Consider the following 25,226-nt stretch of genomic DNA (forward strand, 5'->3'; position numbering starts at 1 on the left):
GACCAAATCTCCCACTGGTCCATAGCGATGGACGTACGGCATCATGCCCAGGCATGGACGTCGAGGAACTGATCGAGCGCCACCCGCGGGTCTTCCACACGATGTCGGCGGCGGCGTGGCCGTCGGTGCAACGGCACGGCCTGCTGTCCACGCAACGCCTGATCGAGCTGTTCGGCCTCGACGCGGACGAGCGTGACCGACTCCTGAACGCACCTCGAAAGCAATCCACCGTCCTGCGTGCGCCCGGCCTGCCGCCGGCGGTGATCCGCGACCAGAAGCCGATGAAGTTCCTCGCAGAGAAGATCGATCCGGACTCTTCGCTGGCCCAGTACCTCGCCGCCATCAACTCCCGGGTCTTCTTCTGGGCCACCCCGCAGCGCCTGGACCGGCTGCGCAACGCAAAGGAGTACCGCACCGAGGACCAGGTCGTCCTGCACGTCGACACCCGCGCCCTGGTCGAACGGCACGGCCCACGCATCGAACTGTGCCGGCTCAACTCCGGGGCGGTGACGCAGAAGAACCATCCGGTACGGGGGCACCGGTCCTGGCTGCCGATCGCCGACTACCCCTACGACGAGTACCGCCGCCGGCACGGCCGCCACGGGGCCCTGGTGGAAGTCACCGTATTGGACGCCGTACCGGACATTCTCGACCTGACCGACAGGATCGAAGGAGGGGTGACACCTCTTCCGGCGTGATCCCCCTGGAGGATCAAAATCCCGCAACGGGATCAGGCTGAAACAGAGTTCGGCTTCCGGTCGTCCGCCCTCGGGCCGTTGACTTCTGATGTACGGGCTAGTCGCCGGGCATGGTCCCGGGCGGCGGAGGCGGGAGTGCCGCGCTGAAGCGGGCCGCGACCGTGGCGACGGCGGCCTGCAGTTCGGGGCCTTCCTCCACGGTGAAGTCGAACGGGACGGCAGCCAGCCACTCCTGGGCGTACATCGCGGGGTTGCGGGTGCTGCCGACCAGGACGCACCGGTCGCCGGCCGGAGTGAGGCGGCCCATCGGCGGCCGGATCCACGGGGCGACCCGGTCGTGCGGCGCGTGGAACACCACCCGGGTGCGGTACTGCCAGCCCGCGCCGAGATGCTCCTCCAGCGCGGCGACCGGGTCCAGGTCGTCGGGCGGTGTGAAGCCGTACGGCAGCTGCTGCACGGCCCGGACCCGGTCGATCCGGTACGTGCGGACGGCGGCCGCGCGGTGCGAGTGGCACAGCAGGTACCAGCGGCGGTGCCGGACCACGACCGCCCACGGGTCGACTTCGGCGTCCCACTGCTCGCCGCTGCCGCCCCGGTAGGTGATCAGGACACGGCACCGCTCGGCGACGGCGGTGACCAGGGCGTTCGTGGTGACCGGGTCCGTACGGGCCGAATGCCGGTCGGGGGTGGCCGAGGCGTACCCCCGCAGGGCCGCCGCCTGCCGGCCGACGCTGTCGGGCAGCGCCCGGATGACCTTGCTGAGCGCCGCGCCGATCGGGTCGTCGGGGTCGATCGCGGCCGGCTGCCCGTCGAGCACCGCCATGACCAGGCCGAGCGCCTGCTCCTGGGTGAAGACGACCGGCGGCAGCCGGGTTCCCCGGCCGAGCCGGTAGCCGCCGTACGGACCACGGACCGATTCGACCGGGATGCCGGCCTCCCGAAGGATCCCGATGTAGCGTCGCGCGGCCCGTTCCGTCACGCCCAGGGCGGCGGCAAGCTGGTCGGCGGTGGTGCCGGGGCGTTCCCGCAGGAGCTCGAGCGCACGGATGGCCCGGGCGGTGGGGCTCGGACCGCTTCGCACAGCGCCGACAGTACCGGAAGTAGAACGTCCGGAATCGCCGTTAGGTTGACGTCATGACTGCAGAACAGATCGTGCTCATCGGTGGCTTGTGGCTCGACGGGTCGGCGTGGACCGACGTCGCCGCCGAGCTGGAGAAGATGGACCGGCGTACGGTGCCGGTGACCCTGCCGGGCCAAGGCGACGGGAACACCTCGGCGACGCTGGCCGACCAGCTGGCCGCGGTGCTCGCCGCCGTGGACGCGGCCCCTGGCAGGTCGGTGGTGGTGGGGCACTCGGCGGCCTGCACCCTGGCCTGGATGGCGGCCGACGCGCGGCCGGAGCGGGTGGCCAAGGTCGTGCTGATCGGCGGGTTCCCCACGGACGACGGGCAGCCGTACGCCGACTTCTTCGAGATCACCGACGGTGTCATGCCGTTCCCGGGCTGGGATCCGTTCGAGGGCGCGGACTCGGCCGACCTGGACGAGCAGGCCCGGCGGGACTTCGCGGCGGCCGCGATCCCGGTCCCCGAGGGCGTGACCAAGGGCGTCGTACGGCTGACCGACGAGCGGCGGTTCGACGTACCGGTCGTGCTGGTGTGCCCGGAGTTCACGCCGGCTCAGGCCCGGGAGATGATCGACGCGGGCGACATCCCCGAGCTGGCCCGGGCCAAGGACCTCGATCTGGTCGACATCGACTCCGGGCACTGGCCGATGCTCACCCGGCCGGCAGAGCTGGCCCGGATCCTCGCCGAGGTCTAGTACGTTCGCTGGTCGAGCATTGACTTGATGTGACGTACGTTGATGTGTTGTCCTGGCAGGACGAACTCGATGGGCAGTTGGATCAGGTAGGCAGGCGTTTTGCCAGGTCGGAACCCCGCCAACGAGCCCGCCGGTATGTCGGTGGGCTCGTCGCGGGTATGGAGCGCAAGAACGGCTGGACGCTGGGTAACTGGCCCCGGGCGTGAACGGGCTGGGTGTACGCAGGTGGCCGTGGAACAGGTCGCTGACTTCGCCGTACGCGTCGGCGAGCGGCAGTACCCCGTGGGTCTGCTCGAACGCGCGGACCGTGTCTTCGCTCAGCGGCGCGTTCCCGCCCACGTCGCAGGCCAACCCCCTTCTCCCCGCCGCACTCGCGGATCTCATGCGGCGAACCCACCCAGGGCCGACGCTGCCGGCTTCGAGTTGGTTGACCCGGCGTCGCGCGGTGCAGGGCTCCTGACCGGGGTGCGAGCCCGGCCCGCGATACTTGATCGGGACAGGACGGGCGCTGAACCCCGTAGCTCTTCCCGGCTGTAGAAGCGGTCAGCCGTACTGGTCCGCAATGGCGTAGGAGAGGCTCGGATGACACAGGGCTGGGAACAGGACGGAATCTTCGCGCCGCACCGGGTGTTGCGGACGCCACTGGGCTTCGACGAATCCCATCAGTCCGACGAGGTCGGACCGGCCGCGCTGGTCACCGTCGCGGGCCGCCCCGCCCTGGCCACTTTCGGGTTGCCGACCGCCGACGGGTCCTACTACTCCGTGGTGGATCTGGAGACCGGAGCCCGCGTTCCGGACCGGTCGGGGCTGCACGGCTCGAAGGGGCCACGCGCCGCGGCGGTGGGAATGTGCGGCGATCGGGCGGTTCTCGCCCTGCTGCTGCAGAGCCCGGCCGACGGGGACGACGGCGTACGGGTGTTGCGGTTGCGCGATGTGTGGTCGGGCGAGCCCATCGACGTGGAGTTCCCGCGGATCCGGCGCGACTGGCCGATCGCGGTCGCCACGATCGACGGCCGGGGGATCGTCGCCGCAGGTGCGACGGTGTACGACGCGCGGGACGGCAGCGTGATCGCCCAGCACGACGGCACCGGCTACGTCAAGGCGCTGGCGGAGCATCAGGGCAGGCTGCTCCAGGTCCGCTACGACGTCCTGCGTCGCGCCCACTTCCTGCAGGATGCGCTGACCGGTGCCGCCGTCGGTGAGCCGTTCGGCGGCCGGGAACTCAGCACAATCGCGACGGTGGTGGTGGACGGCCACCTCTGGGTGGTCTTTCCGGGCAGGTATGCCGACCGTCCGGGGTTGGCGTGGGACGTCACCGACGGGCGCGAGGCGGACTTGCCGCCGCTGTGGGACGCCGAGTCGGTCGGCGACCGGCCGATCGACAATCTGCGGTTGCAGGCCCAGGACGGCGACATCATCGCCCTGGTGCAGTGGGGTTATGAGGGTCGGAACGGCACCGAGGTCTGGTTGCCCGCACCGCACGGCGGGCGGCGGCTGGGCGTGGATTTCGGCAGGTCCTCCGCGCTGGCCCTGGGTGTCCTCGACGGTCGAACGGCGGCCGTGGCGGGCTACCACGGCCGCTCGTTGAAGGTGTTCGACGTCGAAGCGGGCACCCTGGTCCCGAGTCCCTACTACGCCGGTTACGTCGAGTCCGACGCCAAAGGGCGGAACTGCTCCTTCGTCGATGTCGGCGGACGTGGTTCCCTGCTGGTGTGCGGCGCCACGGGGGTGGTGTGGGACTTCGAGTCGGGTCTGCCGGTCGGCACGGCGCCGTTCGGTGACGGCGTGCGGACGATCGCGGCCGGCGTGGTGGACGGCCGTGCGATGTTCGCCGTCCTGACCGGCGGCCGTTCGGACACCGTCCCGACGGCGTTGCGGGTGTGGGATCCACAGACCTCTCGAACGGTCTTCTACCGGGAACTCCCGGCGGAGTCGGAGCGCTTCCGCACATGGGACAACCCGATGACGTTCGTGGAGTTCGCCGGGCAGCCGACGGTGGCCCGGCGGTTCAACCGGGGTGTCGAGTTCTACGACGCCCGGACCGGCGTGCTGGTCGGAAGCATCACCGTGGAGAACATGAAGCGGATCAACGTGCTGGCGACCGGCCGGATCGGCGGTCGGACGCTGCTTGCCGCCGGTGACGCGAAGGGCCCGGTGCAGGTCTGGGATTCGTCCACCGGACGTGAGGCGGGGCCCGTGCTGCCCGGTCACCGGATCGACGACGGCCTGCCGAAGATCAACAACCAGTCGGTGTCGGCCATCGCCTTCGCGCAGGTCTCCGGTCGTCAGGTGGTGGTCACCGGCGGCGGCGACAGGACCGTCCGGCTCTGGGACCTCGCCACCGGCGAAGCCATCGGGACCCCGTTCGCCGGTCACCCCGGCGAGATCACCGCGCTGCTGCCGACGCACTGGGATGGCCAGGCCGCGGTGATCTCGGTGGCCTCCACCGGCGCTCCGCGGATGTGGATGATGGGCGCACCTTCGGTCGACACGGGACACACCGGCCAGGTCACGGCCCTGACCGCCGGCACCCGAGAGGGCCGGCCCGCCTTCGCGTCCAGCTCCGCGGACGGGACGATCCGGCTGTGGGACGCGGCCACCGGCCGGATCGTCGACTCGATCGCCGTGGGCAGGGCCCAGGTCACTGCGGTGGTCTTCGGTGGGCCGGCCCGCGACATCCTGATCGGCGTCACCGAGGACGGGCTGGTGCAGCGCTGGGACGTGAACTCCGGTGCGGCTCTGGGCGCCCCACTGCATCGCGGCGACAAGCCGATGTACGCGGCGGACACCGTGGAGATGGACGGCCGGTCACTGGTCGGCGTGGCGGGAGCCGACCAGACGCTGCGGATCTGGGACGTGGTCACCGGCGAGCAGGTCGCCCACCTGCCGGTCGGCCGGTTCGTCGGGTCGGTCGCGCTGGCCGCGGCCGGCGGGCGACTGCTGGCGTTCGTGCACGGTGGCACGGCGGACGACGAGAGATGCGCGGGGGACTCCGTGGCAGCGCTGTGGGACGTGTCGGCCGGACAGCCCATCGGCAAGCCGATCCATCTCAGCGAGGGCGGCGAGGTGGCCGCCCTCGGGGTGAGGAACGGCAGAGTGGTCAGGATGCACGGTCTCGACGCCGATGCCGAGGACTACTCGTACCACGGACCGAGCGAGGACGACCTGGAACTCCGCGATGCCCTCACCGGTGACCTGATCGCCGCGTTCAAACAGCACGGCCACGGCCACGGCCGCAGCGGCGCGGTGGTGATGGTCGAGGCCGCCGGCCGTACCCTGATCGTCGCCGGTTTTGCGAACGGCGTCGCCCTTCTCGACAATGAGTTGCGAGAGGTCAGCGAGCACTACCGCGAACACAAGACCAGCATGGTCAACTGCGTCGCCGCGACCGAGGTCGACGGCGACCTGGTGGTGGCTTCCAGCGACGACGCCAACGCGGTGCACATCTGGAGACCGTTCTGCTAGCTGACGGACGCCGTCCGCAGTCATATCTCCCCGCGCCAGCCCGCCCGGATGATCCTCACCAGACCCGCCAATCCCAAGCCAGAACTCGAGATCTGCCGGCGTGGCTCACCGCCCTGCCCCGAGCCACGCAGACAAGCCGACGAACATCAACCTTTCAAGCTCTGTAGCGGAACCTGCTGTCGGTCAGCAAGACACTCCGGTGACGCGCAGCAGGTCGAGCTTGTCGGCGTCCGGGGAGCCGGCGGGTGCCGTGTACACCACGATGCGCAGGTCGCAGCCGTGCGCGGTCAACACGTCGCAGTCCAGCGTCACCGGCCCGACGACCGGGTGCGCGATCGTCTTGCGTTCGCTGGCGTGCGCGGCGACCGCCCCTGAGTCCCAGAGTGCGGCAAACTCCTGGCTGGCGGTATGCAGCGACGCGATCAGCGCCGCCAGCCGGCGGTCGTTCGGGTACGCGGCGGCGGTGGCCCGCAGGTCGGCGACGAATGCGGCCGGCAGCGCCTCGGAGACCCCGGCAGGGGTGACGCGCGGCCACGCGGGCGACTCGCCGGGGGTGAACAGCACCCGCAGCAGGTTGCGCTCCTCCGGGGGTACGGCGGCCGGGTCGCCGAACAGCGAGGCCCACAGCGGGGTCCAGGTGAGCAGGGTCCAGTCGGCCGAGAACACAGCGAGGGGGACGTCGCCCAGCCGGGCGGCGACACGGGCCACGCCGGGCGGGATGTGGGTGCCGACGTGGCCGGCGGCGGGCGGGAGCAGCCCGGCCGTACGGTACAGGTGGTCACGTTCGGCGTCGGTGAGCTGCAGCGCGCGGGCCAGGGCCGCGACGACCTGTGGGGACGGGTGACGGGCGCGGCCCTGCTCCAGCCGTACCACGTAGTCGACCGACAGGCCGGCGAGCGACGCCAACTCCTCGCGACGCAGCCCGGCTGCCCGGCGGCGGGCGGTCGCCGGCAGGCCGGTGTCGGCGACGGAGAGCCGGCCCCGCCAGGTTTTCACGGCGGCACCGAAGGCGCTGGTCACCTCACCAGTATCCCGGCCGGCGCAGGGCTGTTCCTGGTACCGCTGGTCCTACCGTCGCACCGGGTGCTGGCTGCGCATCGCGGCGGCGGCGACAGTCATGGGTATGGACGAGACAATGCTGATGACCGGCGCGAGCCGGGGAATCGGGTGGCACGCGGCGATCGCGATGCTCGCGGCCAACCCGGAGCTGCGGATGTTCGTGACCGACCGCACCGGCGGGCTGGCCGAGGCGCTGCGCGACAAGAGCGGAAACCCGCAGGTGTACGGCGTACCCGCTGATCTGTCGTCGTTGGACTCGGTGCGCGCCGCCGCCGACCACGTGCTGGAGCGGGCCCGGGTGACGTCGTTCGTCGGCAACGCGGGGCTGCAGGTGACCAGCGGTGCCCGGCGCAGCGCCGACGGGTTCGAGGTGACGTTCGCGGTCAACGTGCTCGCCAACCACCTGCTGCTGCGGCTGCTCGGCGACCAGTTGCGGCGGGTGGTGATCACCGGCTCGGACACCCACTTCGGCGACCTGCGGCACAACCTGGGACTCGTACCTGCGCCACGGTGGCGGCCCCCGACGGAGCTGGCCCGCCCCGACCAGCCGGACACGGCGGTCGCCGGGCGGACCGCGTACTCGACGAGCAAGCTCGCCGTCGTCTATCTGGTGCACGAGTGGGCGCGGCGGCTGCCCGACGCCGAGGTGTACAGCTGGAATCCGGGTTTCGTGCCGGGCACCGGGCTGGCCCGCGACTCCGGTCCGGTCGTGCGGTTCGTGGCCGCCCGGGTGTTGCCGCTGCTCACCCTGACACCGCTGTCGGTGGGCCCGCGTACGGCCGGCAGCCACCTGGCGCGGGTGGCGACCGGCCCGGCCGTGGCACCGAGCGGGTCGTACGTGAACCTCGGGCAGGCCGAGCGCTCGTCGGACGCCTCCTACGATCCGGCGCGGGAGCGCGAACTGTTCGCCGCCGCCGACGCCCTCACCGCTACCTGACGACGGCGGGTGCGGGCACTATCGTGCTGGGGTGCGTATCCGATTCGACGTCCCCGCAGATCCCGACTACCCGGGCCGGGTGGCCGCCGCGCTCAGCCGGGTGCGGCTGGCCAAGTTCGGCTACATCGGCGCGGCGCTGGCGGTGACCGGGGCGGCCGGCTTCGTCGCCGCGCGGGAGTACGGCTGGGGCGAGCAGTTTTCGCTGCTGTGGATGTCGATGGTCACCGCCGGGGTGTTGTCGATGCTGTACGGGCCGTGGGTGCGCTCGCGCGCCCGGCGCCGGTCCGGCGAGTACGCGGTCGACGGCGGCTACGACATCACCGACGACACCATCACGATGCGCAGCGGTACGGAGTTCAGCGATATCACCTGGGACGGGGTCAGCCAGGTGCGCGACACCCCCGGCTTCTGGATCGTGTACGTCGGCCGGATGCCGGCGACCGTGCTCCCCCGCGAGTTGATGTCCGCCGACGACATCGAGACGTTGCGGGACTTCATGGTCGATCGCGGCCTGCTCCAGGCGGGGTGAAGCCGGTCTCGGCCGGACCGCTCGACGAGCTCTCAGCCGTACCGTTGGACGAGCGCGGTGCCGATCGTGGCCAACTGGTCCCGCACACCCACGGGGCCGGTCACCTCGAGCCATTCGACCAGCCAGGCGAGCTCGCCGGCGAGCGAGTACTCGCTGTAGCCACGGATCACGACCTCGATGCGGCCGTCGGCCGTGGGGCCGCCCACCTCGAGCCGGTCGCCGAGCGCCATCCGGAGCTTGCCGATCCCGTCGGGCGCGCAGACCGCCTGGATCTCGACGGGCATTCGGCTGCGGTCGACCTCGTCGGCGATCTCCCGCCAGCTCTCGGCAAGGTCGAAGTCCGCCGGCCGGTGCACCGGATCGTCGGTCGGGTCGACGGACGACACCCGGTCGATCCGGAAGGTCCGCCGCCCGGCTTCGGTGGTGGCGACGAGGTACCACCACGGGCGCTTGGCGACGATGCCGAGCGGGTGAACGGTCCGCTCGGTCACGGTGCCGGTGCTGTCGACGTAGCCGAGCCGCACCTGGACGCCCCGGATCACCGCGTCCTGGAGTTCGTCGAGCAAGCGCGGCGGCGGGCGGTCGACCCGGTTCGTCCCCCATCGTTGCGGGTCGGTGACGATCGACGACGCCGCTGCCTCGGCCTGCACCCGGAAGGGCTCCGGCAGGGCGCGGACGAGCTTGCGCAGCGCTGATCGCACGGCCGGCGTCGTGGCCGAGGCCGGGCCGGCGACCAGGAACAGGGCGCGGGCCTCACTCGCGGTCAACCCGGACAGGTCGGTACGGGCACCGCCCACGAGCCGCCAGCCGCCGCCTCGGCCCTGCGTGGAGTACACCGGCACCCCGGCCATGGCCAGGGCGTCCAGGTCGCGGCGGGCGGTGCGCTCGGAGACCTCCAGCTCGCGGGCGACCTCCGCCGCCGTCACCTGCTCGCGCTGCTGCAGGAGCAGGAGGATGGCCACCAGCCGGTCGGTTCGCATGCCGCCAAGATTGTCAGCTAAACCGGTCATGAGGTGACCGGTTTTGGTCGGCAGGATGGCGACATGAATTTCCCCGAGCCCAGCATTGTCCCCGTCAACGGCGTCAAGCTCGAAGTCTTCGAAGCCGGCCGACAGAATGCCGGCAACCCGATCGTGCTCTGTCACGGCTGGCCGGAGCATGCCTTCTCCTGGCGTCACCAGGTGCCGGCCTTGGCGGCGGCGGGCTACCACGTCATCGTCCCGAACCAGCGGGGCTACGGCAATTCGTCGCGCCCGACCGAGGTGACCGACTACGACATCGCACACCTGTCGGGTGATCTCGTCGCACTGCTCGATCACTACGGGTACGAGGACGCCACTTTCGTCGGTCACGACTGGGGTGCGATGGTCGTCTGGGGGCTGACCCTGCTGCATCCGGACCGGGTGAACAAGGTGATCAACCTGAGCCTGCCGTACCAGGAGCGCGGCGAAACACCCTGGATCGAGCTGATGGAAGCCATCCTCGGCGGCGACTTCTACTTCGTCCACTTCAACCGACAGCCAGGTGTCGCGGACGCCGTGTTCGACGAGAACACCTTCCAGTTCCTGCGCAACCTGTACCGGAAGAACGTGCCTCTCATGGAGCCCCAGCCGGGGATGGCGTTCATCGACCTGGCCCGGGCGCAAGCGCCACTCGGTGAGCCCGTGATGAGCGACAGCGAACTGGCCGTCTTCGTCGCTGCCTTCGAGTCGACCGGGTTCACCGGCAGCATCAACTGGTACCGGAACCTCGACCGCAACTGGCACCTGCTGGCAGACGTCGACCCGGTCATCCAGCAGCCCACGCTGATGATCTACGGCGACCGGGACCTGATCGCGAAGTCCGACAGGCTGGCAGACTTCGTGCCCAACGTGGACGTGGTCACCCTGGACTGCGGTCACTGGATCCAGCAGGAGAAGCCGGAGGAAACAACCCGAGCGATCCTGAATTGGCTGGAACAGCAGGAAGCCACCGTCCGAGCCCGTTGACCCCGCTCGTGCCACTGTCCACGTCAGGCAAGGCGGATACGCGCAGCGCCGGTCTGCTCTAGCTCGACCCGGCGCTGCGTCGTCTGGTTCCGCCGTACAGGTGTGCACGCGGTGGTCGATGTCGCGGTCCGGCTGCCCCTGCACGAACCGGTCGTCACTCGCCGGGCCGTGGCTGACGTGCACCAGCCAGTCCTCGTAGTACCAACTCGGGTTGCAGGAGCAGCCGGTGAACGAGCCGGGCAGCCGGTCGACGGTGACCGTGTCGCCGTCCCGACCGAGCCACAGACCGATGCTGCGGGCCTGCTTGACGCGGCCGTGCAGCACCTCGTCATGGGGTTCGTAACCGACCGCCTCGTCGGCCAGGACCTCGTGGATGACTACATCGCTTGCCGGTAACGATCGGGGCAGGGCCACCGCCTGGTCAAGGCCACGACGGGCGTTCGCCGCCGACGCGCCACGTGCCGCGGCCGTCCACCGCACCCTGACCCGCTGGATGACGATCACGGCCCAGTTTCCCTCCACCGCGCTCCACCCACCAGCGAGTATCCGATGCCGGCACCGAGACCGTCTGTCCGGCGAAGCTGAGGTCGTCGCGGGCACGGTCCATCCTCCGAAACCTCCATCTGCCGAACCAGCGGCCGTCCGACCCGATCTCCGTCAAATTGGTCGCCGGGGTCGCCGCCGTCCCGCCGGCCAAAGCGCACCTGCTGATCGTCCTCCGTCGAGGTGAGGCCTACGCACGTCAAAATCGCGAGGTGAGGTATCTGAGCCTCACCTCGATGTCGCAGTCCCGGCCACCTGCCTTGGCCGGGGAGCATTGCCCATATCAGCGTCGGGTTACGCCAGCGGGCCCGGCAGACAGGTTGTGGGGTGCCGTGGTGGGGTAGCTGTTCTGGAAGGCGAGCCGCTGGTCGGCGTCCGCAGCGATGCTGTCGAGGCGATCATCGAGGTTGACGAATGCCTGCCAGGGTTCCTGCCCGGAGGCGGCAGCGAGGCGGTCGACGACGAGTTGTTCGAGATCGACGACTCGCTTGGCCTTCCAGATCTTGTCGGCGAGGCTGACGAGCAGGTCTTCGCACTCGATGCCGGGCGACCGCCAATTGGCGTGCGTCGCGGCGAAGCGTGCCAGGTACGGGTCGATGCCGGCGTCGAGCAGGAGCTGTTGACCGGCCGGCTCGTGCTGCGAACCCGGCCCGGACAACTCCGCCACGTGGACGGTCTTGCCGATGTCGTGGGTGGCGGCGCCGAAGAGTACGGCGTCGCGGTCGATCACCAGGGCCGGGTAGTGGACTGTCAGCCAGTCCGTGAGCTGGACGGCGACGTCGTGCACGGCGCGCAGATGCGCGGCCAGCCGTGGCGGCGCGTCGAGCCGCAGGAGAAGGTCGCCGACCTGGTCCGGTAGCGGCCTCAGCGGCGGATCATCCAAGGCATGGCGCGGTGTCAAAGACATGCATGCTCCGTCCTGCTCGGCCTGCAATCGTAGTGCGCGATCAGCGTCCTCTCCGTCGGCCAGCCTCGCTCATCCGCGTTACCTGCCGTCCTCCCACTGCGCGGCCGCCCACGCTGCTTGGCCGGCATCACGACAGCATCCCTGCCGCCGGACCGGCACCATGATCGGGGCCGCAGCAGATGGCTCCGAGGCTGGATCATGGGGGTCGTGACGACCTTCCGGCTCCGGCGGCAGACGAGCCGTTCCTCACGGTTCGCCGAGGTCACCGTCGAGGTATCGCCGTCGAGCACGCCCGAAGTCGAGGTGACCACGACCGCAGGTGCCAACGCCGAGCATCGGAGAGAAGCCGACCTGGGCGCGCGGTGGGCACTGCGCCACAACTCCCCTGCGGTGAAGGTGAAGGTGACCGTGACCAGCGTGGTGACCACCGAGATCGACACCGGCACGGGCGACGTCTATGAGGCCACCACCCACGCCGTGTGGCAGGCGCTGGGCGTCGAGCATTCCGCGTCGTACGTCGGTTTCAGCGACCCGCTGATGGTCACGTCATGGCTGAACGACATTGCCGGCCGGCAGCTCGATGCCGTGACTGAGGCCCGCTACTGGTACGAGGGCCGACGTGAACCCGACGCCGCAAGCCTGCTGCACGCGTGGCTGCACTTCGAACGCGCCGAACCGATCGGTCTCCACGGTCGCGGCGACGAATTCCTGCTGGACAGGGAGGACCCGTACCTCTCCTACGAGATGGGTGACGACGGAGAGACCAGGGTCGGCCCGGCGTTCCCGCCGGACGTCCTGTCCGGGTTCGTCGGGGCCATGCTCACCGACGGCGCCGTGATCACCGGATCGGACGGCGAGCTGACCTGCACCGGCCTGGTCCTACGGTTCGACGTCGGTGACCTCGTCATTGGCACGCTCGGCGACGAGTGGGTCCTCGCCGCCGGCCCGGTGCCAGCAGCCGTCGCCCCCTGCTGGACCGTGCATCCGTTCATCCGCGACGCAGCTCGGTGACGGCCGCCGGTGGAGGGTTACGAGACCAACTCGGTGAACTCAGCGACGAGACGGCGCATGTCCTCGCCGGCGTCGAGGGTCACCACGACGGAAGCCTCCCACGCTCCCGGCTCGTAGGCCCGGGGACCACGGATGACGAAGCGGAGACTGACGTGACCGCGCCCGTCATGCGTCGCGTCGATCCGGAGGTCGCGTTCGAGTGACTCCCAGGTCTGCGTGCCGTCCCACCCGTGGAACGACTCGGCGAGGGCAGCCACCCAGGCCACGACCCCGTCACCGTCGAGGGTCCGGACCCAGGTCGACGCGTTGAGGCCTGAATCGGCCACCTCACACCGGAGGTCGAGAACTACGTCATCCCACGGCCGGTACGGACCACGAAGACGGACCGAACCACGGCCCGGTTCGCCGGTGATCTCGACGCCGTCATCCAACTGCCTGAGCACGAAGCAGAGCATGCCAGCGGCGCGAGCCGACCTCGACCCGTTTCCCGGCGAGGACTCCTCTTCCTCGCGATGGGGAGACGCGTCCCGGTCGAGGCCAGCCCGATCGGCCTGACCCGGGGCGATAGGTTCCGCATTCGGACGCAAGCGGAGGCGGCATGGTCGAGGGGTGGCACGGCTGGGTCGGCACGATCACCGGCGTGGTGCTCTGCACGGTGGTCGTACTGCCGGTGCCCGCGCTGGCCGTGTGGGCGCTGGCGCGCCGCCGGACCGCCGCTGGCTGCACCTCCGCGCGGGCCTGGCGGTTGTCGGTGGCCGAGGTCGGCATCGGGTACGGGACGGTGCCGTGGGTCTGGATGATCCTGTTGCCGGGCGACCAGGCCGGCACCGTCCCAGGCCGGGTGAGCCTGGTGCCGCTGCGGGATCTACTCACGGTCGTCACCAGTGGGCCGACGACCGTGACCGTCCAGATCATCGGCAACCTGCTGGTCTTCGCCGCGCTGGGTTTCTTTGCCCCGCTGCGGTTCGCGGCGCTCGCGTCGGTGCCGCGGATCCTGGCCCTCGCGGCCGGCTGCTCGGTCCTGGTCGAGACCGCGCAGTACGTCCTGCGGCTGGACCGGGTGTCCTCCGTCGACGACGTACTGCTCAACACCGTGGGCGCCGGGCTGGCCGCGCTGGCCTCCCGCCGCTGGTGGCGTGGTCGGGGCGGCCCCTCGGCAGCTGGCTCGACGCCCTGACGGGGGGCCAGCTCCCCACCGATGATCGTCGGGCTCGGGATCACTTCGATCTCGTGGTGGGTGCCGACGGCCGGGTACTGGAAGCAGGGCCACGCCAGCCTCTGATCGTGGTTCTCGTCGCGGGTCAGCGTCGCGCCGTCGCTGGTCGGCTATCGTGGCGGGATGGGTTGCTTCGCCTGCATGCAGATCCGCCGCACCGCCTGACGGCGGTATCGCGGTTGCCGTAACCGTGGCCTCATTTGCCTGCCCCCTCTGGGTCAGTGCCAGGCCTACCGCCGGATCGGTGTCCCGCCGGCAGCCCGCTCGTGTGTCTCGCTGAGCTGCCGGACCATCCTGCGTGATCCGGGGAGCAAGTCTGTGTCGCAGCGATTCCATTCCGTACAGCAAGATCTTTTCAACCAGGTGAGCGATCACCACCGGTCGCCGTCATCGTCGCCGCTTGATGGCGCTGACCCCGTACCCGCCAAGCTTTTCCTGATGGTTGGGCTCCCCGGCGCGGGAAAGACCACCCGGGCCGAGAAGCTCGCTGCGGCGCACCGCGCGCTGCGGCTGACCCCGGACGAGTGGATGATCCCCCTGTTCGACGGGTCGCAACCCGACGGCAAGCGCGACCTGCTGGAAGGACGGCTCATCGCGCTGGCCCTGCAGGCGCTGCGGCTCGGCACCAACGTCGTGCTCGACTTCGGGCTGTGGAGCCGGGACGAACGGTGGGCGCTGCGCTGGCTGGCGCTATCGGCCGCAGCGGTGTGCGAAGTGGTCTACCTGCCGATCGACCGGGGCAGCCAGCGCGCCAGGATCGCACACCGGCAGGCGACCGCACCGCACACCACGTTCCCGATGTCCGACGCCGACCTGGAGGGCTGGCGGAAACAGTTCCAGGCTCCCGATGCCGACGAGCTACCCGGCGACCTAGCGATCCCCGGACCGCCCCCAGGTTGGGCCGGCTGGGCGGAGTGGGCAACCGACCGCTGGCCCTCGCTCGACCTGCGGTGAACGGCAACCCCACCAGCCCGATGCTCGTGCGTACCTGCGCCCGTCCCTTCGAAATGATCGGGGTACGCGGAACGCCGGGAGCGCCGGGAGCGCCAGGCTGTCGGAACGTCGACGGGGACCGTCCCGAGGTAGCGCTCGGGAAGGGTCCGGTGCGCGTGGCGTATCCCGACAAGGGCTGCCGCTGTAGTACCACCAGCGGTACCGGGTGCGAGCACTACTTCGGGAAGCCGCGACACGACAGCAGCTCCCATGCCGTGTTCAAGATGCCCTGGCCAGGCGATCCGCGAGTCAATATCCAGAACGACAAGGGCAAGGCCAAGGCGTATCAGGTGCGGCAGGTACTCAAGGCGATCGAGAAGAAGGAGGTGCTGTGATGCAGTCCGCTGACCGACCCGAGGTGTCTCACTTCACCTACCGCGTCACGTGGTCGGCCGAGGACGGCGAGTTTCTCGCCACCTGCGCCGAATTCCCATCCCTCTCGTGGCTAGCATCCTCTCAGGTCGAGGCTCTCCAGGGCCTCCAGGATCTACTGGGTGAAGTGCTCGCCGACATGGAGGAGCAGGGCGAGCAGGTGCCGCAGCCGTTCGCTGACCGCAACTACTCCGGCAAGTTCAACCTCCGCGTCGGAGAGAGCCTGCACCGCGAACTCGCTATCCGCGCCGCTGAGGACGGCATGAGCCTCAACCAGTACGTCTTGCGAAAGCTCAACGCTGCCTGAACGTAGAGCTACCGGCGACCAAGCCGCGCGAGGCGGTCCGGCCAGAGAACCCTGTCGCGCCGCGTCGCGGCGAGGGCGATGATCGGGTCCGTGACCAGCTTCCCGGCGCAGGCGCGCCGCGTACGTGACGGCACGCTTGCGCCGCAACGCAGGCTGTCGGCGTTGCGGGAGTGCACGCAGCACTGCGCGCCGTACGGATTCCGCGCCACCTGGCACCACCTGGTCGCCTCCGCCCGCATCCCACGCAGGCCGGACGACGACCCCGGCGCGCTCGTCCGTGCCATCGACGAACTACAGCGGGTACGCGACGTGGTCCTGCCACGCGCAGACGAGTACGCCCGCCAGCGACGTCGGGAGAAGCTCGCTGGCCAGCGGAGCCTACGGACGTCACCGCCCTGGAACTCGTGGGGCTGGTCAGACATCGCCTACTGCCCGGACCCGCACATCACCCGACAGCACCGCTGGACACGGTCGTCCGGGCGGTCCTCGATCGCTACGCAGCCGGTGTCAACTCCGATATGCACTGCCTCGCCTGCGGCAAGGAACGGCTCCGATCCGGACGCCGGACCACCCGATTTCGCTGCGCAGCAACTCTTCGACGCGTTCGGAGATACCGCCGTGCCCGCCCAGAGGGTCGTCTCCGGATTGACTTCGGTCAGCCGATCGCGTACGACGCTCCACATCCCCGCGCCGACGGTTTCGCGGTCGAGGTGCACGACGATCCCTTTCGGGGCGCCAGGCCCCGCAGCCACTTCGGTATGTGTGTCGGATCGGCGAGCAGCTGGGCGACCTCCTCCCGTGGCAGTGCGATCTCGATCGAGTTGGTGTACTTCACGGCGTACATCCCTTCCAGGCGTCAGACAACCTGCGGTAGCAGCCGGCCGCAGCGCGCGGCGATGTCAGGTCGGGTCTGGTGCGTAGAACCTGGTGGTGGCTTCGACCGCGGCCTTGACGTGCTCCGGTTCGCCACCGGCGGCCAGGTGGGCCTCGCCCCAGGCCACAGCGCTGCGCCGGATGAACTCGCGCCCTTCGGGCGACTTCTGGATCGTGTTGTGATCCGTGGTCTCGCCACCGGTCAACAGCCGGGCGAGGGCAAGAAGGGCCAGATCCCAGCCAACGCCACCCGCGCCGGGGCCGTAGGTCGGGAAGAGCGGCTCGTCGACGACCGCTGCGTGGATCAGCTCGAATTCGGTGTCGCCGGTCGGGGTCGACGCCAGACGCACTTCCACGTCGCTCGTGCCGGGCCAGGCGTCGGCGTCCGCCCCGTAGAGCCAGGACACCTTGAGCAGTCGGGGCGGCTCGCACCGGAGGATCTCGCCGTGCTCACCACTGTCCAGCTCGAACTTCCCCCCGAGCCGCAGATCCCCGGTGGCCTGCGTGAGCCAGCGACGCAACCGCTCAGGGTTGGTGATCGCATCCCAGACGTCGTCGATCTGTGCCTCGTATCGACGCCGCAACTCGACGGTGTACGCCTCGCCGGCGGGCACCTTGCCCTTTCCCATCGCCCGGCGGGCAGCGGCCAGTTCAGCCAACACATCCTTCATGTCACATCCCCCTCGTCGGTGAATCGGTCTTGCCCGGACCGGGCCGGTCGGGTGGACTGCCCACCAGCCGGAGTCCGAGCTGCACGCCTGCCTCGGGCCAGCTCGGTTCCCAGCGCGTCGAGGCGTTGATCCCAGAACCGGCGAAACCGGTCCAGCCAGGCGTCGATCTCGCTCAACGGCGCGGGCTCAACGGCGTAGATCCGACGAGCGCCCTCAGCCCGCACCGACGCGAACCCGCTGTCCCGCAGCACGCGGAGGTGCTGTGAGACAGCCGGCTGGGAGAGCCCGAACTCGGCCCGGATCACGTCCGTGATCACGCCGGACGACTGCTCACCGTCGGCGAGCAGCTCCAGGATGCGCCGCCGGACCGGGGTGCCGAGGACGTCGAACGCGTGCATGACCAGAACCTATCCGCCCTGGCTTATATAAGACAAGCATGGTATCCCGGCAATCCGGCGAGGAGGGGCGCGTCAGTGGTGGCGGTGGGCGGCGCCGTCGAGGCGGTGGCGGGCAATGGTGAACAGTTCGGCGATCTCGGCCGGCAGGCGGGCGGTGGTCTCCCGGTGCAGGTGGCGGCGGGCCGCCGGCGGCAGGCCGGTGAGCACGAAGTCGTCCAGCCCGGTCACCAGACACAACCCGCCCAGCCGCGCCTCGAACGCAGGCAACGGATCACCGCGCTGGAGGCGTACGGTCAGACGGGCCCAGGCCCAGGCGGCCCGGTTCGTGTCCGTCGGCACCTGGACCACGGCGGTGGTCAGCAGCCGGCGGCGTACCGTCCGGGGCCGGACCACGCCCGCCGCGGTCAGCCGCCGCGCGACCTGGCCGTGGGCCCGCGGCGCCAGCAACGCCAACCAGGTTCCTACCCGCCGATGTCGCGGCTCCGCCGCCAGCCAGCGCAGGATCCAGCCGCCGAGCGCGTCCACCGGTACGTGCCGCGCGGCCAGCCACAACCGGCCACTGTGCACCCGCAAAGCGCCCGCGTCGACCAGGTCGGCCAGCAGGGCGGCGGCCAGACCGTACCCGACCGGCCCGGCCGGCAGACGCGGCCGACCCGTCACATCGTCGGCCGCCAGCAGGAAGAACTCATCCGCCAGCAGCGGCGACCGACCCCGCACCGCCACCGCCGGCACCGGCACCGGCACCCCACCGGCAGCAGCGGAAGCCGTGGCGGTGGTGGTCCGGGTGCGGTAGACCGTCATGCCGGCCCCCGTCGCCGCGCCCACCCGATGAACCGCACATACGACTGCACCGGAGTCAGACCGGGCAGATTACCGGCGGCCTCGGCGGCGAGCACCACACCCAACATCGCAACCCCTTCCTCTGTACGTCCACCGCGTCGACCGGTGGGCCTGAGCTTCCGCAGGGCCTGGCGCCGCCGGTCACGGGAAGCTTCCGGCGGCGGCAGGCCGCGTCGGGTCCAGGCACATCAGCGGTACGGCTGCGTGCCGAACCCCGCACACACCGTGGTCCACACCCGACCGCCTGCGATAGACGTCCCGCCCGGGACGGGGCGGCGATCCCGCCCTGCTGGAAGGGATGCTTCCCGTCGAAGGGAACCATCCCCTGCCTGCCCTCTTGACAGTCCGTCGTTGATGAATTCCCGGTCAGGGTCATAAATTGCTCGACTGGTGGTCAACCGCTACCACTGAGCCGGTGCCGCTGACGGGCGACCGTCGTGCAGTATCTTCGGCGAACCTGCTGCGGAGGCGGCACAGAGTGCTTGAGTGAACGTGGGCCACCCGCGCCTATCCGACTTTCCCTGACGGATGTCCTGGCCGAGAACACTGTCGGCCCACTTTGGAGGTAGGAGAATGGCCGGCGGGCTCTACCGCAGCGCCAACGCGCACGGCGGCGGACAGTTGCCGGACGACGGGGCGGCCTTCGTCTCGGTCGAGCCGCTGAACCAGTCGGCCGTCGAGGCCACCGCGCCGCCGCCGGAGGTGGTTGCCCAGACCAGCGCCGCAGCGAACAGCGCGGTAATGGCGATCGGCAGCCTGGTCAGCCGGGGTACGGGTTTCGTCCGCAACCTGATGATCGGCGCGGCGCTAGGCAACCTGGTCGGCAACGTCTTCACCACCGCGCAGTTCCTGCCGAACCAGGTCTACGAGTTCCTACTCGGCGGTGTGCTCACCAGTGTGCTGATTCCGGTGCTGGTCCGGCGGCGCAAGACCGACCCGGACCGGGGTGAGGCGTACGCCCAGCGGCTGTTGACCCTGGCGGTGATCGCCCTGGCCGCCGCCGTGCTGATCGCGATGGCCTCGGCGCAGGTGCTTACCGCGCTCTACGCCAGCGGCAAGGACGCGGACTACACCGAGCTGGTCACCAAGCTGTCGTACCTGATGCTGCCGATGTTGTTCTTCACCGGCCTGAGCGCGCTGATCGCCGCCGTGCTGAACACGCGGGGCCACTTCGCCGCTCCGATGTGGGCGCCGATCCTCAACAATCTGGTGGTCATCGGCACGTTCGGCCTCTACATCCTGATCTACGGGGCTCGGGCGCTGCGGCCGGACCAGATGGACACCGGCCGGATCCTGCTGGTCGGCGGCGGCACCCTGCTCGGCGTAGCGGTCCAGGCAGCAGGTCTGCTGCCGGCGCTACGCAAGGTCGGTTTCCGGTGGAAGCTGCGCTTCGATTTCCGTGCGCTGGGTCTGCGTGAGCTGGCCCAGCTCGGTGCCTGGATGTTCTGCTACGTGGCGGTCAACCAGCTCGGCCTCTTCGTGGTGGTCAACCTGCTCACCCGGGCGGCGGGCGAGGACAGCGCCGGCCTGCTGATCTACAACAACGTGTTCCTGCTGCTGATGATGGCGCACGGCATCATCGCCGTCTCGATCATCACCGCGCTGATGCCGCGGATCAGCGCGGCGGCCGCCGACGGCCGGTTCCGGGACGTCACCGCCGATCTTTCGCGGGGCACCCGGATGGTCGCCGCAGTGCTCGCCCCGGTCGCGGTCTGCTACGCCGTGCTGGCCGGCCCGATCTCGGTCGTGGTCTTCCGGTACGGCGCGTTCACCGGCGAGAACGCGGTGGCTACCTCGACTGTGCTGCTGGTGGCGGCGGTCGGCCTGGTGCCGTTCGCGATCAGCCAGCTCTTCACCTTCGCCTTCTACGCGCTGCCGGACGCCCGCACCCCAGCTCTGATCAACATTCCGGTGGTGATCCTGCGGGTGCTCATCCAGGTCGGCCTCTACCTGGCCTTCTCGGCCACCTTCGCGGCGGCCGGCATGATGCTGGGCAACGCGATCTCGTACCTGGCGGCGGCGGTGGTCTCGGCAGTACTGCTGCGCCCACGGGTGGGCCCGCTCGGGCTGGGCGAGATCATGCGCACCGTGGGCCGGGTGGCGGTCGCCGCGTTGGGCGCGGCCCTGGTCGGGCTGCTGGTGGTCAAGCTGCTGCCCGGCGACCCGGCGAAGCTGAGCTGGTCGGCCGCCGCAGTGCAGCTGGTGATCGGTGGCGTGGTGATCGGCGCGTCGTACATCGGGCTGGCCATCGCACTGAAGATCACCGAGATCACCGAGGTGCTCGGGATGGTCCGTCGGCGGCTTACCCGTACGAAGCAAGCGTAAGCACGGGTCGGAGCACGGCTGCGCGGCAGCCGCCCCGGTGCGGTAGACCGTCATGCCGGCTCCCGCTGCCGCGCCCACCCGATGAACCGCGCGTACGACTGCACCGGAGTCAGGCCGGGCAGGTCACGGGCGGCTTCGGCGGCGAGCACGGCCACGTACACGCAGCGGCCGATCCGGTCGAAGCTAGCCATCAGCTCCGTGCGGGCCGGCCCACACGGCCACGGCCACCCGCAGGCCCGGCACAACCACGACGGACGCACCGCCACATGGGCCAGACCGCCCACCACCGGGGCGGTCACCGCCGCACCCGCCGCCGGGCCCGGCCGGGCCACACCCAGGTCCGCCGCAGGGTCACGGTCCGCGCCGGCTGCGGCGCCCACCGACGCCCGGCCGCCTCGACCTGCGCGGGCAGCAGCCCGCCGGTCGGACACGCCGGGCAGGTCAGGGTACGGCCACAGCCGGGACACCACCGGTGCCGATGCCGACACAAACTGAACCCGACCACCACGCCGACCAGCAACCCGATGATGGCGGCGAGCACCACATCCAGCATCAACGTACTCCTCTCCCTGCATCGTCCACTGTGTTTACCGGCCGGCGGGCCCGGGTCGACCGGATCAGGCCGGCATCCCGGCCTGGAACTGCCGCGACTGCCAGTCCCGCAACGCCTGCTTGATCCGCACGTTCTCGTCCCGGGTGACCGCCAACTCGGCCCGCACCGCCGTCAACTCGTCGGCGACCAGGTGCAGGAAGGCGCGTACCTCGGTCGGGTCGAAACCGCGCCGGGTGCGGACCGGGAACCGGCGGTCGCGGACCAGCCCGGGGTTGATCGACGGCCGCACCACGCTGGCGCCGTAGTAGAGGTGGGTGGCGGCGTTGCCGCCGTGCCGGGCCGGCGGACGCGACCCGCCGCCGGCAGCAGCGGCGGGTGGCCGGGTGGCCGGCCGGGTCTGGTTGGCGAGGCTGGCGAGCAGCCGGGACTGCCGCCGGGTACGCCGAGGGAACAGGACAAGGTTGAGGAGTCTGCGCACGGGTGGGACCGCCCTTTCGAAGGTCACGGGATCGCCGCTACATCGCGGTTCGGTGGGGAAGGTGAGATGGGCGGCCCGACCCCGAACGGGGGCACGGAGGTCGGGCCGCCCGCCCTGCGACCGCAGCCACAAACGGCAGTACGCCCACAGGGTCGCTGGTACGGGCGTCCGGCAGCACACGTTTCGCCGGACGCCGACAGTCGGGAGCACTCCTGGGTTGCGTGCAGTGGCCGACGGTGCCGCGTGCACCGGCCCGGCCGGGGCGTCGATGGGGATCGCCGAGGTGGCGCCGATCGTCGAAGGAGCAGCTGAGCGCCGCTCCACGGAATCGACGCCACCCCGGCGGGTCTCCCGCAAGACCGAGCTGGGGAGGATTTCGGCATGCCCGCACGTCAGTTCGAGCCGCACTACCGGCGCATCATGGCCGACATCCGGCAGCGCATCCTCCGGCACGACCGGGACCTGGTCGTCGGGCAACCGGGGCGGCACGCACCGCATCCAGCATCACAACCCCTTTCCGGGTACGTCCTCTGTGTTGGCCGGTGGGCCTGGGCTTTCGCGGGGCCTGCCGTCGCCGGTCACGGGGGGCTTCCGGCGGCGGCAGGCCGCGTCGGGGTCCGGGCACATCAGCGGTACGGCGTCTGTGTCGAACCCCGCACACACCGTGGCCGATGACTGACCGGCTGCGGTAGGCGTCCTGCCCGGGACGGGGTGGCGATCCCGCACCACTGGAAGGGATGCTTCCTATCGCGGAAACCATCCCCGGCCTCCCCTCTTGACATTCCGTCGTTGACGTATTCCCTGGCAGGGTCAGGAATTGCTCGACGCAGATGGTTGAAGGCGGCATTCACCAGGTGGGATACTGTCCAAATTCGATTACCGCCACAGGCAGTTCGCGTCACCACGCATCGATCGTGCGCCACACTTCGGGGGTGTCATGCAGAACCATCCGCTCACCGCAGCACGCGAACGCCTGGGCCTGACCCGCCGGCAACTCGCCGACGCCGTCAACAAGATCCTCTACCCCGACCCCGGACAAGCAGCCCACAGCGCCTTCACCGCCAACTACCTGGGCAAACTCGAAAATGGCAAGATCCGCTACCCCGCCGAGGACTACCGCACCGCCCTCCGCATCGCCCTCAACGCCGACACCGACGACGAACTCGGATTCCGCCGTCGGGATATCAACATGCGAACGAAAGGCATGCTCGCCGCACGATCCAATCGATACGAGTCCCCGGCAACAGGGCTGAGTCCCGCCGCTGCCTCGTTGACATCCGACGCCATCCCGTTGATGTCGTTGCTCGGCCCACCGGTCGTCGACGAGTTGCCGCGTCAGGTCAGCCAGGAACACATCGCCCAGGTTCTTGAGGCAGCGGAGATCCTCGAGCAGTGGGACAACGCGCACGGCGGCGCGCTGGTCCGGGAGATCGCCGACGACAAGCTGCACCGGATGTCCCGGCTGCTGGAGGCGAGCTGCCCGGCCCACCTGCGCCCCGCGCTACACAAGGCGTTGGCCCAGTTGGCGGGGGTCGTGGCGTTCATGCTCTTCGACGCGTACCACCACGAGGCGGCCCGGCAACGGTTCACGTTCGCCCTGCGCTGCGCCAGCATCGGCGGCGACTGGCACCAGCGCGCGATGCTGCTGTCCAGCCTGGCCCGGCAGGCGGTGTGGTGCGGCCAGCCTGACGACGGGCTCACCCACATCGAAATGGCCCTGGTCCGCGCCGACTGGCTCACCGCATCCGAGCGCGCGATGCTGCACACCGTACGGGCACGGGCACTCGCCAAACTCGGACCTGGCAGAGCACAGGAGGCGCTGGCCGCCGTCGGTGCCGCCGATGAAGCCTTCGCGCACGCCGCACCAGCGGAGGACCCGCCGTGGATGTGCTTCTACGACGACGCCCAGCACCACGGAGACACCGCCCACGCGCTGTTCGACGTCGCCCTGCACACCAGACTCGTTACGGAGTCGTCCGACCGGTTCGCCTACTCAGTAGCGCACCATCTCCCGGCGTACCTACGGTCCAGGGCGATCTCGCGGATCAAGCTGGCGTCCCTCACGATGGTGCAGGGTGATCCGCTGGAGGCCGTGACGATCGGCAACCTGGCCCTCGACGACGCCGGGCCGGTCCGCTCGCTGCGCGCCGCCGACGACTTACGGGCGCTGCACCGGATGGCCGGACCACACGGCAAGCTCACCGAAGTGCAGGAGCTGCGCGCCCGGATCCGGGAGACGGTCGGAGCCGTAGCATGACGGACCCGCAGGAAGCGCTGCTGCTCGCTTGCCAGCAGGCCGGGGTCAACGCGACCGGCGCTGAGCTGATCCGGTCTGCGGAGAACGTCATCTACCGCCTGCCTGGTGGCGTTGTTGCCCGCGTCAGCCGCGACGGGCAGCTCGCCACCGCAGGCAAGGAAGTACGGGTGTCCCGCTGGCTCAACGAATCCGGGATACCGGCGGTCCGCGCGATCGAGGATCTGCCGCAACCAGTCGCGGTCGACGGGCGAGCCGTCACCTTCTGGCATGAGCTGCCGCCGCACCGGGAAGGCAACATCGGCCAGCTAGCCCAGGTGCTGCAACAGCTGCACCGCCTGCAGCCCCCGGCCACTCTCGACCTGCCACCGCTGGCACCGTTCGTACGCCTGGAACAGCGCATCGCCGAGGCGACCGTGTTCTCGGCCGACAACCGCGCCTGGCTGATCGATCACCTGCACGGCTTGCAGGACCGTTACCGCGAGCTTCCTCCCGGCCTCCCGCACGGTGCCGTGCACGGCGACGCCTGGGCCGGCAACATCGTGGACACCGACGCCGGACCCGTCGTGCTCGACCTCGAACGATTCGCCTTCGGTCTACCCGAGTGGGACCTGGTCTCCGTCGCCGTCGACCACCTGACCTTCAGCGCCGAGTACGCGCCCGGCTGGACCGAGTTCTGCCAGCACTACGGCTACGACGTCACCGGCTGGCCCGGTTTCTCAGTCCTTCTCGAAGCCAGAGAACTGCGCAAGGTGACCTTCGCCGCCCAACTCACGCGAGACAACCCAGCCCTACGCGACCAGGCCCACTACCGCCTCGCCTGCATCCGAGGCGAGCACGGCCACCGCCCCTGGGGCTGGCAACCCGTCCCATGACAGGCTGCCCTTCGGTGTGACGAGGCAGCCAGTCCTCGGGTCACCGCTTCACTCCCAGGGTGTCTCACACCATCTCGGCCAAGGGCGTCCGCGCGAGGTGATCATGCAGCAGATGA

26 protein-coding genes and 1 pseudogene are annotated in these 25,226 nt (G+C 70.1%); 15 read left to right on the forward strand and 12 right to left on the reverse strand.

The window, feature by feature from the left end; genetic code table 11:
• Positions 1 to 53 precede the first annotated feature (53 nt).
• Positions 54 to 698, forward strand: coding sequence for a hypothetical protein (locus tag EDC02_RS29510; protein WP_123605583.1), 645 nt, complete (start codon positions 54 to 56; stop codon positions 696 to 698).
• A gap of 97 nt (positions 699 to 795) precedes the next feature.
• Here the strand turns inward: EDC02_RS29510 and EDC02_RS29515 are convergent, their stop codons facing one another.
• Positions 796 to 1,779 (reverse strand): YafY family protein, encoded by a 984-nt coding sequence (locus EDC02_RS29515; RefSeq protein ID WP_123605584.1) that lies wholly within the window; start codon positions 1,777 to 1,779, stop codon positions 796 to 798.
• 53 nt (positions 1,780 to 1,832) lie between these two features.
• Between EDC02_RS29515 and EDC02_RS29520 the strand changes: the two genes are divergently transcribed.
• From EDC02_RS29520 to EDC02_RS29530, 3 genes and pseudogenes are all read left to right on the forward strand, one after another.
• Positions 1,833 to 2,516 carry an alpha/beta fold hydrolase gene (locus EDC02_RS29520; RefSeq protein WP_123605585.1) on the forward strand — a complete coding sequence of 228 codons (684 nt, stop codon included), beginning with the start codon at positions 1,833 to 1,835 and terminating at the stop codon, positions 2,514 to 2,516.
• 44 nt (positions 2,517 to 2,560) lie between these two features.
• Positions 2,561 to 2,701, forward strand: a pseudogene (locus EDC02_RS42955) (IS701 family transposase); the annotation flags it as partial.
• Positions 2,702 to 3,098: 397 nt separating this feature from the next.
• Positions 3,099 to 5,981 carry a WD40 repeat domain-containing protein gene (locus EDC02_RS29530; RefSeq protein WP_123605586.1) on the forward strand — a complete coding sequence of 961 codons (2,883 nt, stop codon included), beginning with the start codon at positions 3,099 to 3,101 and terminating at the stop codon, positions 5,979 to 5,981.
• A 183-nt stretch (positions 5,982 to 6,164) separates the two neighbouring features.
• On the opposite strand, the gene EDC02_RS29535 is transcribed toward EDC02_RS29530, so the two are convergent.
• A complete protein-coding gene (locus EDC02_RS29535; RefSeq protein ID WP_123605587.1) occupies positions 6,165 to 7,001 on the reverse strand; it encodes a helix-turn-helix transcriptional regulator in 837 nt (278 codons plus the stop codon).
• Positions 7,002 to 7,104: 103 nt separating this feature from the next.
• Here EDC02_RS29535 and EDC02_RS29540 point away from each other — a divergent pair, with 103 nt between their 5' ends.
• Positions 7,105 to 7,977: an SDR family NAD(P)-dependent oxidoreductase gene (locus tag EDC02_RS29540; protein WP_123605588.1), complete on the forward strand. Its 873-nt coding sequence runs from the start codon at positions 7,105 to 7,107 to the stop codon at positions 7,975 to 7,977.
• A 31-nt stretch (positions 7,978 to 8,008) separates the two neighbouring features.
• Positions 8,009 to 8,506 carry a YcxB family protein gene (locus EDC02_RS29545; protein ID WP_123605589.1) on the forward strand — a complete coding sequence of 166 codons (498 nt, stop codon included), beginning with the start codon at positions 8,009 to 8,011 and terminating at the stop codon, positions 8,504 to 8,506.
• Between the two features lie 32 nt (positions 8,507 to 8,538).
• Here EDC02_RS29545 and EDC02_RS29550 read toward each other — a convergent pair whose 3' ends face one another.
• Positions 8,539 to 9,486: a YafY family protein gene (locus EDC02_RS29550; RefSeq protein WP_123605590.1), complete on the reverse strand. Its 948-nt coding sequence runs from the start codon at positions 9,484 to 9,486 to the stop codon at positions 8,539 to 8,541.
• A 63-nt stretch (positions 9,487 to 9,549) separates the two neighbouring features.
• Between EDC02_RS29550 and EDC02_RS29555 the strand changes: the two genes are divergently transcribed.
• Entirely contained in the window at positions 9,550 to 10,494 is a 945-nt protein-coding gene (locus EDC02_RS29555) for an alpha/beta fold hydrolase (RefSeq protein WP_123605591.1), read from the forward strand.
• 826 nt (positions 10,495 to 11,320) lie between these two features.
• Here EDC02_RS29555 and EDC02_RS29565 read toward each other — a convergent pair.
• Entirely contained in the window at positions 11,321 to 11,944 is a 624-nt protein-coding gene (locus EDC02_RS29565) for an HD domain-containing protein (RefSeq protein ID WP_123605593.1), read from the reverse strand.
• A gap of 207 nt (positions 11,945 to 12,151) precedes the next feature.
• On the opposite strand from EDC02_RS29565, the gene EDC02_RS41970 reads away from it, so the two are divergent.
• Positions 12,152 to 12,955, forward strand: a complete 804-nt coding sequence (locus EDC02_RS41970) for a hypothetical protein (protein WP_233606505.1) — start codon at positions 12,152 to 12,154, stop codon at positions 12,953 to 12,955.
• 17 nt (positions 12,956 to 12,972) lie between these two features.
• Here the strand turns inward: EDC02_RS41970 and EDC02_RS29575 are convergent, their stop codons facing one another.
• Positions 12,973 to 13,410: a DUF6228 family protein gene (locus tag EDC02_RS29575; protein ID WP_123605594.1), complete on the reverse strand. Its 438-nt coding sequence runs from the start codon at positions 13,408 to 13,410 to the stop codon at positions 12,973 to 12,975.
• 143 nt (positions 13,411 to 13,553) lie between these two features.
• Between EDC02_RS29575 and EDC02_RS29580 the strand changes: the two genes are divergently transcribed.
• The 4 genes from EDC02_RS29580 (at position 13,554) to EDC02_RS29595 (ending at position 15,843) form a co-directional block, all read left to right on the forward strand.
• Positions 13,554 to 14,132, forward strand: a complete 579-nt coding sequence (locus tag EDC02_RS29580; protein ID WP_123605595.1) for a VanZ family protein — start codon at positions 13,554 to 13,556, stop codon at positions 14,130 to 14,132.
• A gap of 477 nt (positions 14,133 to 14,609) precedes the next feature.
• The gene (locus EDC02_RS29585; protein ID WP_123605596.1) at positions 14,610 to 15,125 is read left to right on the forward strand and encodes an ATP-binding protein; all 516 of its coding nucleotides are present in this window, start codon (positions 14,610 to 14,612) and stop codon (positions 15,123 to 15,125) included.
• 149 nt (positions 15,126 to 15,274) lie between these two features.
• Positions 15,275 to 15,499, forward strand: a complete 225-nt coding sequence (locus tag EDC02_RS29590) for a toxin HicA (RefSeq protein ID WP_233606506.1) — start codon at positions 15,275 to 15,277, stop codon at positions 15,497 to 15,499.
• Positions 15,499 to 15,843, forward strand: a complete 345-nt coding sequence (locus EDC02_RS29595; protein WP_123607213.1) for a type II toxin-antitoxin system HicB family antitoxin — start codon at positions 15,499 to 15,501, stop codon at positions 15,841 to 15,843. Before EDC02_RS29590 ends, EDC02_RS29595 begins: the two co-directional genes overlap by 1 nt.
• A gap of 655 nt (positions 15,844 to 16,498) precedes the next feature.
• Here the strand turns inward: EDC02_RS29595 and EDC02_RS29605 are convergent.
• From EDC02_RS29605 to EDC02_RS29620, 4 genes are all read right to left on the reverse strand, one after another.
• Positions 16,499 to 16,678, reverse strand: a complete 180-nt coding sequence (locus EDC02_RS29605; RefSeq protein ID WP_233606507.1) for an SRPBCC family protein — start codon at positions 16,676 to 16,678, stop codon at positions 16,499 to 16,501.
• Positions 16,679 to 16,742: 64 nt separating this feature from the next.
• The gene (locus EDC02_RS29610) at positions 16,743 to 17,387 is read right to left on the reverse strand and encodes an SRPBCC domain-containing protein (protein ID WP_199757965.1); all 645 of its coding nucleotides are present in this window, start codon (positions 17,385 to 17,387) and stop codon (positions 16,743 to 16,745) included.
• The gene (locus EDC02_RS29615; protein ID WP_123605599.1) at positions 17,384 to 17,785 is read right to left on the reverse strand and encodes a helix-turn-helix transcriptional regulator; all 402 of its coding nucleotides are present in this window, start codon (positions 17,783 to 17,785) and stop codon (positions 17,384 to 17,386) included. The genes EDC02_RS29610 and EDC02_RS29615 overlap by 4 nt, the downstream gene beginning before the upstream one ends.
• Before the next feature lie 72 nt (positions 17,786 to 17,857).
• Entirely contained in the window at positions 17,858 to 18,586 is a 729-nt protein-coding gene (locus EDC02_RS29620; RefSeq protein ID WP_148083687.1) for a GPP34 family phosphoprotein, read from the reverse strand.
• A gap of 612 nt (positions 18,587 to 19,198) precedes the next feature.
• Between EDC02_RS29620 and murJ the strand changes: the two genes are divergently transcribed.
• Entirely contained in the window at positions 19,199 to 20,950 is a 1,752-nt protein-coding gene (gene murJ / locus EDC02_RS29625; protein WP_123605601.1) for a murein biosynthesis integral membrane protein MurJ, read from the forward strand.
• Positions 20,951 to 21,000: 50 nt separating this feature from the next.
• On the opposite strand, the gene EDC02_RS40495 is transcribed toward murJ, so the two are convergent.
• The 3 genes from EDC02_RS40495 to EDC02_RS41975 all read right to left on the reverse strand — a co-directional run bounded on the left by EDC02_RS40495 (position 21,001) and on the right by EDC02_RS41975 (position 21,981).
• Positions 21,001 to 21,141: a hypothetical protein gene (locus EDC02_RS40495; protein ID WP_158632360.1), complete on the reverse strand. Its 141-nt coding sequence runs from the start codon at positions 21,139 to 21,141 to the stop codon at positions 21,001 to 21,003.
• A gap of 104 nt (positions 21,142 to 21,245) precedes the next feature.
• A complete protein-coding gene (locus tag EDC02_RS29635; RefSeq protein WP_199757966.1) occupies positions 21,246 to 21,503 on the reverse strand; it encodes a hypothetical protein in 258 nt (85 codons plus the stop codon).
• 64 nt (positions 21,504 to 21,567) lie between these two features.
• Entirely contained in the window at positions 21,568 to 21,981 is a 414-nt protein-coding gene (locus tag EDC02_RS41975) for a DivIVA domain-containing protein (protein ID WP_370461581.1), read from the reverse strand.
• A 937-nt stretch (positions 21,982 to 22,918) separates the two neighbouring features.
• Between EDC02_RS41975 and EDC02_RS29645 the strand changes: the two genes are divergently transcribed.
• Together EDC02_RS29645 and EDC02_RS29650 are read left to right on the forward strand one after the other, a co-directional pair.
• Positions 22,919 to 24,238, forward strand: a complete 1,320-nt coding sequence (locus EDC02_RS29645; protein ID WP_123605605.1) for a helix-turn-helix domain-containing protein — start codon at positions 22,919 to 22,921, stop codon at positions 24,236 to 24,238.
• Positions 24,235 to 25,110, forward strand: a complete 876-nt coding sequence (locus EDC02_RS29650; protein ID WP_123605606.1) for an aminoglycoside phosphotransferase family protein — start codon at positions 24,235 to 24,237, stop codon at positions 25,108 to 25,110. The genes EDC02_RS29645 and EDC02_RS29650 overlap by 4 nt, the downstream gene beginning before the upstream one ends.
• Positions 25,111 to 25,226: the final 116 nt, after the last annotated feature.

Origin of the sequence: Micromonospora sp. Llam0 (assembly GCF_003751085.1) — a bacterium.
GTDB lineage: Bacteria > Actinomycetota > Actinomycetes > Mycobacteriales > Micromonosporaceae > Micromonospora_E.

What these genes read in the sequence shown, in the direction of transcription:
- EDC02_RS29540 (WP_123605588.1), top strand. Translation starts at nt 7,105, where the DNA reads ATGGACGAGACAATGCTGATGACCGGCGCGAGCCGGGGAATCGGGTGG.
- EDC02_RS29510 (WP_123605583.1), top strand. Translation starts at nt 54, where the DNA reads ATGGACGTCGAGGAACTGATCGAGCGCCACCCGCGGGTCTTCCACACG.
- EDC02_RS29610 (WP_199757965.1), bottom strand. Translation starts at nt 17,387, where the DNA reads ATGAAGGATGTGTTGGCTGAACTGGCCGCTGCCCGCCGGGCGATGGGA.
- EDC02_RS29635 (WP_199757966.1), bottom strand. Translation starts at nt 21,503, where the DNA reads ATGCTGGATGTGGTGCTCGCCGCCATCATCGGGTTGCTGGTCGGCGTG.
- EDC02_RS29550 (WP_123605590.1), bottom strand. Translation starts at nt 9,486, where the DNA reads ATGCGAACCGACCGGCTGGTGGCCATCCTCCTGCTCCTGCAGCAGCGC.
- EDC02_RS40495 (WP_158632360.1), bottom strand. Translation starts at nt 21,141, where the DNA reads ATGGCTAGCTTCGACCGGATCGGCCGCTGCGTGTACGTGGCCGTGCTC.
- EDC02_RS29595 (WP_123607213.1), top strand. Translation starts at nt 15,499, where the DNA reads ATGCAGTCCGCTGACCGACCCGAGGTGTCTCACTTCACCTACCGCGTC.
- EDC02_RS29580 (WP_123605595.1), top strand. Translation starts at nt 13,554, where the DNA reads ATGGTCGAGGGGTGGCACGGCTGGGTCGGCACGATCACCGGCGTGGTG.
- EDC02_RS29520 (WP_123605585.1), top strand. Translation starts at nt 1,833, where the DNA reads ATGACTGCAGAACAGATCGTGCTCATCGGTGGCTTGTGGCTCGACGGG.
- EDC02_RS29530 (WP_123605586.1), top strand. Translation starts at nt 3,099, where the DNA reads ATGACACAGGGCTGGGAACAGGACGGAATCTTCGCGCCGCACCGGGTG.
- murJ (WP_123605601.1), top strand. Translation starts at nt 19,199, where the DNA reads ATGGCCGGCGGGCTCTACCGCAGCGCCAACGCGCACGGCGGCGGACAG.
- EDC02_RS29645 (WP_123605605.1), top strand. Translation starts at nt 22,919, where the DNA reads ATGCAGAACCATCCGCTCACCGCAGCACGCGAACGCCTGGGCCTGACC.
- EDC02_RS29620 (WP_148083687.1), bottom strand. Translation starts at nt 18,586, where the DNA reads ATGACGGTCTACCGCACCCGGACCACCACCGCCACGGCTTCCGCTGCT.
- EDC02_RS29650 (WP_123605606.1), top strand. Translation starts at nt 24,235, where the DNA reads ATGACGGACCCGCAGGAAGCGCTGCTGCTCGCTTGCCAGCAGGCCGGG.
- EDC02_RS29585 (WP_123605596.1), top strand. Translation starts at nt 14,610, where the DNA reads ATGGTTGGGCTCCCCGGCGCGGGAAAGACCACCCGGGCCGAGAAGCTC.
- EDC02_RS29555 (WP_123605591.1), top strand. Translation starts at nt 9,550, where the DNA reads ATGAATTTCCCCGAGCCCAGCATTGTCCCCGTCAACGGCGTCAAGCTC.
- EDC02_RS29565 (WP_123605593.1), bottom strand. Translation starts at nt 11,944, where the DNA reads ATGTCTTTGACACCGCGCCATGCCTTGGATGATCCGCCGCTGAGGCCG.
- EDC02_RS29575 (WP_123605594.1), bottom strand. Translation starts at nt 13,410, where the DNA reads ATGCTCTGCTTCGTGCTCAGGCAGTTGGATGACGGCGTCGAGATCACC.
- EDC02_RS29615 (WP_123605599.1), bottom strand. Translation starts at nt 17,785, where the DNA reads ATGCACGCGTTCGACGTCCTCGGCACCCCGGTCCGGCGGCGCATCCTG.